Source organism: Streptomyces sp. (genome assembly GCF_019510245.1).
GTDB lineage: Bacteria > Actinomycetota > Actinomycetes > Streptomycetales > Streptomycetaceae > Streptomyces.
This window is the reverse complement of sequence record NZ_JAEKKT010000025.1, coordinates 1-6,850: the sequence shown is the minus strand read 5'-3', so window position 1 is coordinate 6,850 and position 6,850 is coordinate 1. Positions and strand designations below refer to the sequence as shown.

Genomic DNA, 6,850 nt, shown 5'->3' with positions numbered 1-6,850 from the left:
TTCTCGTCGGTGACGTCGATCGCCGCGACCTGCGCCCCGGCGATCTTCGCGTACTGCACGGCCAGGTGACCGAGGCCGCCGACGCCGGAGATCGCGACGAGCTGCGCGGGCCGCACATCGGCGACCTTGAGCGCCTTGTACGTCGTTACGCCGGCGCAGGTCAGCGGGGCGGCGTCGAAGGCCGTGACGCCGTGCGGCACCGGCTGCGCGAAGTCGGCCCAGGCCAGCATCTTCTCGGCGTACCCTCCGTCGCATCCGTAGCCGGTGTTGATCTGCTGCTCGCACAGCGTCTCCCAGCCGGACAGGCAGTGTTCGCACCGCCCGCACGCTTTCCCCAGCCAGGGCACGGCGACCCGCTGCCCGACGCTGAGGTGGGTGACGCCCTCGCCGAGCTTCTCGACCAGGCCGACGCCCTCGTGACCGGGGACGATCGGCGGGTTCGGCTTGACGGGCCAGTCGCCGCGGGCGGCGTGGATGTCGGTGTGGCACAGCCCGGAGGCCTCGACCCGGACGCGGACCTGGCCGGGGCCGGGCTCGGGGTCGGGTCGGTCCTCGATGACGAGAGGGTCGCCGAAGGCTCGTACGACCGCTGCCTTCATGATGTCTGCTCCTTGGAGGTCGAGGTCAGTTGTGCGGGACGACGGCGACGGGGGCGGTGGAGTGGTGCAGGACGGTGTGGGTGACCGACCCGATGTGGGCGCCGAGCGGGTTGCGTCGGATGCGGCGTCCCACGACGACCAGTGAGGCCTTGCGGGAGGCGTCGACGAGGTGGTTGCCGGGGCTGCCGTAGGAGGACTCCTCGGTGACCTCGACGTCCGGGAACTTCTTGCGCCACGGGAGCAGGACCTCGGCCAGGGCGGTGGTCTCGGACCGGGCCAGTTCTCCGTGGAGTTCCAGGTCGACGGAGAGTCCGTAGGCGTAGTACGGCGGCGGGTTCCAGCCGTGCACCACCCGCAGGGACGTGCTCCGGCGGACGGCGGCCGCGAAGGCGAAGGCGATCAGCTCCTCGTCGGGGCTCTCGATGTCGAGGCCGAGGACGACGGGCCGGAACGGGGCGGCGGCGGACGGGATGCCGACCGGGTCCATCTCGTGCTCGTCGGCGGCCTGTTCGCCGGCCCGCACCAGGACGACCGGCCGCTCGGCATGCGCCACGACGGACAGTCCTACCGAGCCGACCATGAACCCACCGATCCCGCTCAGCCCTCGGGAGCCCAGGACCAGCAGCTCGGCGTCCTTCGCCGCGTCTGCCAGCGCTTCGGCGGGCCGGCCGGACGACTGCTCGGTGATCACGTCGAGGCCGGGGTGGCGCAGTCGGATGCCTTCGGCTGTCTCCCGGGTCACCCGCTCGGTCCAGTGCTGGTGCGTCTCGGGACCGAGCAGCGGGGCCTGGGCCATGGGAGCCGGAACCGGCTCCCAGACCTGGACCAACTTCAGCGTCAGGCCCAGCAGTTGTGCTTCGCGGGCGGCCCACTCGGCCGCCGCGCGGCTCTCGGGAGAGCCGTCGAGGCCGACGGTGAGGGTACGGGTCATGATCTCCACCTTCTGGATCGGGGGTCCCGATTCGAGCTTTGTCCTCGGATGTGGGCCCTCGGCAGGGGCCACAGGTCCTTGCCGAGGGCCGACCGGCCCTGGCCGGTGTCGATGTGGTGCGGCGGACCCGGCGACGGGCCCGTCGCGCCTCCCGCGCTCAACGCAGCCAGCGGCCGCGACGCACCAGCGGGAGCTTGGCCCAGATGCTGCCGAGGCCGAGGGTTTCTCCGGCGGAGGCTGCGGCCAGGGCGATCAGGACGACGGCGTAGATGAGGTGGTAGTCCGCGAAGGGGTTCGTCGACATGCTCGGCGAACCGTCGGAGAGGTGCTGGGCGGGCGGCCATTCCGCGACCCACATCAGCGCCATCATCACGGTGCCCGCGACGGCCGCGAACCGCAGTGCCACGCCCGCGATCAGCGCGACGCCGATCCCGAGCAGACCGAGCATGAACAGCCAGTCGGCCCAGGTGTCCCCGGCCCAGGAGTGGAAGGTGGACTCCATCGGCCCTGCGGCCACCCCGCCGAGGAAGCCCTTGGTGGGCGAACCGCCGTCGATCCAGCCCTTGCCGGACTGAGTGGCGTAGCCGAGGCCGAAGGCCTTGTCGAGGAAGGCCCACAGGAAGACGAACCCGGTGAGCAGGCGCAGGGACGCGAAGGCATAGGCCTGCGCCGTCCGCGTGCCGGTGCGTGCCGACACCGCCGACTCGGAGCCGGACGCGGTCCGGTCCCTGCGGAAGTTCGGCAGGTGGAAGCCGGAGTTCCGGTGCGGGTGCTCGTGCACGGCCATGGTGGCGATCCCTTCGGGAGGAGTGAGAAGGTCCGTTCGGTGTCTGACGCCCCTCACTCTCGCCGCGTACGGCAGCCGCCGCCGGATGCCGAAGGTCCGCGACCGCAGGGCTGAACGGCCCTGTTTCCAGGGACCGTTGGGGAGCGCCCCTCGTTCAGCACGCCGTCAAGCCATGCGCGCGGAACTGCCCCGGGGCGTGGCACTTCGCGGCGCCCAGCTTGTCGAACGGCAGGACGTCCACGCGGTCGACGGTGCCGAGCCCGGTCACGAAGCGTGCGGGCGTTCTCCCAGCCACCCCGCGACCCCCGCCGACCGCGATGGAGCGGCGGCCAGTCCCTCGACCCGTCGCCGGCCTCTCGTGCCCTGGGCGACGAGCCGGCCCCGTTCGTGGACGAGTCGGTGTGGGCGCAGGCTGCCGGTCGTCTCTCGATCGTGGCCGAGTGGCCCCTCCGACGGCCCGAGTGGCCCATGGCCCGCCACCGGGGGTGGGCCGCACGCTGGCCATGGCAGTTTCCACATCCCGTCGGGAGGCACGCCATGATCACCACCCCCACGCCCAGCATGCTGCGAGCCCTGCCCGCCGACCACCGGCACCGGCTCATGCGCCTCGGCCGCGAGGTCTCCTTCCCGCAGGGGGTGCGTCTGTTCGAGGAGGGCAGCCGGGCCGACCGGTTCTGGATCATCCGTACGGGCACGGTCGAGCTCGACATGCACGTCCCCGGCCGCCGGGCGGCCGTCATCGAGACGCTCTGCCACAACGAACTCGTCGGCTGGTCCTGGCTGTTCACCCCGCACGTCTGGCATCTGGGCGCCGAGGCGACGACCCCGGTGCGGGCGTACGAGTTCGACGCCACGGCCGTCCGTCTGATGTGCCAGGACGACCCGGCCCTGGGCAACGCCATCGCCCAGTGGGTCGGCGACGTGCTCGCCCACCGCCTGCGCTCCGCCCGGACCCGGCTGCTGGACCTTTACGCGCCGTACGGCGCCGGCGGCAACGTCTGAGTGCGCCGACGTCCGAAGCGACAACGAGAGGCAGCCACGATGCACGGCACCCCGCACGTCGTCAGCGACGTCATGACCCACCCGGTCGCCGCCATCCCGCGACCACGGCCCGCCTGATCAGCTCGCTGCGCGCCGACCCCGCCGAGACACCTGCTCTGGCCCCCGAACTGGCCGGCTTGTCGCCACGCGAGCAGGACATCCTCGCCCTGATCGGTGACGGCCTGACCAACCAAACTGGGTGTCCAGCGTCGCGTTCAGGCCGCGGTCCTGGCTCCCACATGGAACAGCCGAACCCCGGCGGCCGCCACACGAAGTAGCACCACCTGGCCGTTCAGTGCCCGCCGCCACCTGCGTCATCGACCGCGAGGGCGTCATCCGCCGGGACTGGCCGCACCGCTGTCAGACGCGAGCGAGTTCCGCTGCGCCGAATGAGACGTCGAAACGGTCGCACCAGATGCTGACGCTGTTGTAACTCGACGGATCCACCTCCCTGGGCATGGCGTAGTTCTGGCTTCCCTTGTTGCCTTTGAGCTTGCCCAGGCTGACGTACTTCCCGTCGTCGAAGACGCGCCAGCCGGCCTTCCCCTCCTTCACGGGTGCGTCGGTCAGCCACACACGCAGGTCCGGTCCGTTGCTGGTGTCGAGGTTCTCCAGCCGGATGATGTGGGAGCCGTCGGCCAGCCGTACGAGCTTCACGGTGCCCGATGTCGCGTGCTCGTGGCTGATCAGCTCACCACTTGCCAACGTCTGCGGACCGGTGGCCGAGGGCTGCTCGGAGGGCTTGGGCGAGGGCGCCGCGGCAGGAGGAGCGGAATTCTCCACCACCCCGGGCAGCGCCTCCTCGACGGTCTCGTCCTGCCACAGCTTCCACGGCTGGAACCAGTACAGCCCGAAGCCGACCCCGCCGACCGCCGCCACCAGCACCGCGATGACCAACGGCCTGGCAAGTACCTTGCGCCCGCGTCCCATCCCTGCCTCGTCTCCTGGGAGTTTGCTTGTCTCCTCATTCAACGGAGGCGGGCGGCCGTTCCGTAGCCCGCGGGTGATGACGGAATCCTTACGACGCACAGGCGTGCACTGACAGGAGCAGCCGGGGTGCCGACGGCGTTGTCGGGCGCCGGGCTGGAGTCGAACCGGCAGGTGCCCCGGTGCTTCCTGGTCTGCTTCAGCGGTGCTCGGGGTTGTCCGCCCCCGGCCGGCAGCCGGCGTCCCACTCCGTGCGCTGGTTGCCGTAAGCGGGGATCCCTCCGGCGCGCTTGAGCATGGCCGCCACGTGCATCAGGTTCCAGGTCATGAAACTGGTGTTGCGGTTGGTGAAGTCGTTCTCCGGTCCTCCCGAGCCGGCGTCCAGGTACGAGGGCCCGGGACCCGCCGCACCGATCCAGCCCGCGTCGGCCTGCGGCGGGATGGTGTAGCCGAGGTGCTGCAGGCTGTAGAGGATGTTCATGGCACAGTGCTTCACGCCGTCTTCGTTGCCGGTGATCAGGCACCCGCCGGCCCGTCCGTAATACGCGTACTGGCCTTCGGGGTTGAGGAGACTGGAGCAGCTGTACAGCCGCTCGATGACCTGCTTGGTGACCGAGCTGTTGTCGCCCAGCCAGATCGGTCCGGCCAGCACGAGGATGTCCGCGGCCATCACCTGCTCTTGCAGCGCGGGCCAGGCGTCCGTGGCGAAGCCGTGTTCGGTCATGTCCGGATAGACGCCGGGGGCGATGTCATGGTCGACGGCACGGATCTCGTCCGTGGTCACTCCGCGCGCGTCCATGATCGCCCGGCTCTTGTCGATGAGCCCCTGGGTGTGGCTGAGCTGAGGGGACGGCTTGAGTGTGCAGTTGATGAAGAGCGCACGCAGGTCGTCGAAGCGGTAATTGTCCTCAGTTGGTGCGGGCGATGCTGCCATGGCGGCCTCCGGGAGAGCGGACAGGGGCGGGGCGGCGTCAGTGCGCCGTCCCGGCGGAAGCGTCTCGCGGAACGGGCGCGTTGTCCCGCTGCGACGCACCGGCGCACGCTGCGTTCCCCTGACATGCGACGCCGTCATGCGCGTGCCCGCCGCCCCGAGGACCACAGGCACAGGAGCGGAGCACTCGCCGGAACAGCCGTCTTCCGCGGGCCAGCCACCGAAGATGCCCGGGGACTCTACGTCTCCCGCTCCTGCGGGCCGCGTACGTATCCGATCCGCAGGAGCTGCGACAGCAGGTCGGCGCGGCGCAGCAGCGGTTCGACCACTTCCTGCCTGACGTGTACTCGTTCCACAGCGGACTCAAGGCGCCCGAAGGGGACCGCGCCGTTTCTGCGGGAGTGCGCCGGGAAGCCGCCTGAATCGTCACGACGTGCGACCATGCCCTGTGCCTCCTCGCAGAACGGACCCGCGGGTGTCCCCCGCCGATCGCGTCTCGGAGCGGGGGGCGTGACTTGCGGTTGCTGCCCTCTGCTCCTGGGACACCTGGTGCCCGTAGGGAAGACGGCTAATCCATCCCACTGGTTGTACGGTCCCGCCGAACGTCACTCGCCCTGAGGCGACGCCCTTGCGATGTGTCGCTCAGGACAAGCCGGTGTGTGGTGGAGCGGCGTCGGAATGACCAAGTGCAGCATGGTGAGCGCGGCCCGTCCTGCCAACGGAGGCAGCAGCTCCCGACCGGCCCCTGGCACGTCAGCGCTCCTCGTGGCCCGGCGCCGCGCGGTTGATCGCCGACTCGACGGCCGCAACCCGGTCGGCGAGCAGCCCGAGGGCGGCAACAGCGCGGGCCAGCGCAGCGAGGTGGGAGTCCCCCCGGCCCAAGGCCGGGGAAGAGTCGCTCTCCGAGCCACCCAGGGCCTGTGTGCGGACGTACGCCGCCTTCACCTCGGACCAGCGCGCGCTCTGCTCCGTGGTCAGCGTGTCCCGCAGTTCGGCCAGCTTCAGCAGATTGGCCTCGGCTCCGGTGGTGAGAGTCTGGGCCTCGGCCGTGTAGTGGTCGTCGATCAACGCCGCCAGCTCGGTGTCGTTCATGACCGGCTGGATGCGCTGGGCGATCTTGTTCATGTTGCGGTAGGAGCCCTGCAGTCGGAAGGGCGGCTCGGTCCGGGTCTCGTCGGTCTGGGCCGCCGAGGCGATGTAGGCGGCGTTCACGGCCAGGACCGTCTCGCGCGCCGTCAGCAGATGGCGCAGCACGGCCAGGATCCGCTCCAGCTCGGCGGGCGCGTAGGGGTGGGTCAGCCGGTCGGCGCGGGCCGTGGTGTCGCCGTCGGCGAGGCGGATCAGCAGGTCGAGTTCGGTGCGCTCGCGGCCGGCCAGCGGTGCGAGGACCGGGTTCGATGTCAGCGCGTTCTCGATGAAGCTGAGGGCGAAGGCGTCCTCCTTGCCGGTCAGGACCTCGCCCAGGTTCCACACGTCGGCGCGGTTGGCGAGCATGTCGGGGACGCGGAAGCGGCTGCCGGACTCGGTGTAGGGGTTGCCTGCCATGCAGACCGCGAAGCGCTTGCCCCGCAGGTCGTAGGACCGGGGCTCGCCGTCCCGTACGCCCTCCATGCGGCGGGTGGCGTCGCACAGCG

At 70.7% G+C, this 6,850-nt stretch carries 7 protein-coding genes and 2 pseudogenes; 2 read left to right on the top strand and 7 right to left on the bottom strand.

The window, feature by feature from the left end; translation table 11 throughout:
• The 3 genes from JF597_RS00820 to JF597_RS00810 form a co-directional block, all read right to left on the bottom strand.
• A partial coding sequence (locus JF597_RS00820; protein WP_293986715.1) for an alcohol dehydrogenase catalytic domain-containing protein occupies window positions 1-599 on the bottom strand: 599 nt, incomplete at its 3' end.
• A 25-nt stretch (window positions 600-624) separates the two neighbouring features.
• Window positions 625-1,530 carry a universal stress protein gene (locus JF597_RS00815; RefSeq protein WP_293986713.1) on the bottom strand — a complete coding sequence of 302 codons (906 nt, stop codon included), beginning with the start codon at window positions 1,528-1,530 and terminating at the stop codon, window positions 625-627.
• A 157-nt stretch (window positions 1,531-1,687) separates the two neighbouring features.
• The gene (locus tag JF597_RS00810; protein ID WP_293986711.1) at window positions 1,688-2,317 is read right to left on the bottom strand and encodes a DoxX family membrane protein; all 630 of its coding nucleotides are present in this window, start codon (window positions 2,315-2,317) and stop codon (window positions 1,688-1,690) included.
• A gap of 537 nt (window positions 2,318-2,854) precedes the next feature.
• Here JF597_RS00810 and JF597_RS00805 point away from each other — a divergent pair.
• Window positions 2,855-3,319, top strand: coding sequence for a cyclic nucleotide-binding domain-containing protein (locus JF597_RS00805; protein ID WP_293986708.1), 465 nt, complete (start codon window positions 2,855-2,857; stop codon window positions 3,317-3,319).
• Window positions 3,320-3,414: 95 nt separating this feature from the next.
• Window positions 3,415-3,636: pseudogene (locus tag JF597_RS00800) on the top strand (DNA-binding response regulator); the annotation flags it as partial.
• Between the two features lie 82 nt (window positions 3,637-3,718).
• Here the strand turns inward: JF597_RS00800 and JF597_RS00795 are convergent.
• From JF597_RS00795 to JF597_RS00780, 4 genes and pseudogenes are all read right to left on the bottom strand, one after another.
• Window positions 3,719-4,288: a DM13 domain-containing protein gene (locus tag JF597_RS00795; RefSeq protein WP_293986706.1), complete on the bottom strand. Its 570-nt coding sequence runs from the start codon at window positions 4,286-4,288 to the stop codon at window positions 3,719-3,721.
• A 196-nt stretch (window positions 4,289-4,484) separates the two neighbouring features.
• The gene (locus tag JF597_RS00790; RefSeq protein ID WP_293986704.1) at window positions 4,485-5,219 is read right to left on the bottom strand and encodes a flavodoxin family protein; all 735 of its coding nucleotides are present in this window, start codon (window positions 5,217-5,219) and stop codon (window positions 4,485-4,487) included.
• A 236-nt stretch (window positions 5,220-5,455) separates the two neighbouring features.
• Window positions 5,456-5,659 (bottom strand): hypothetical protein, encoded by a 204-nt coding sequence (locus tag JF597_RS00785; RefSeq protein WP_293986701.1) that lies wholly within the window; start codon window positions 5,657-5,659, stop codon window positions 5,456-5,458.
• A 310-nt stretch (window positions 5,660-5,969) separates the two neighbouring features.
• Window positions 5,970-6,850 (bottom strand): annotated as a pseudogene (locus JF597_RS00780) (DNA repair ATPase); the annotation flags it as partial.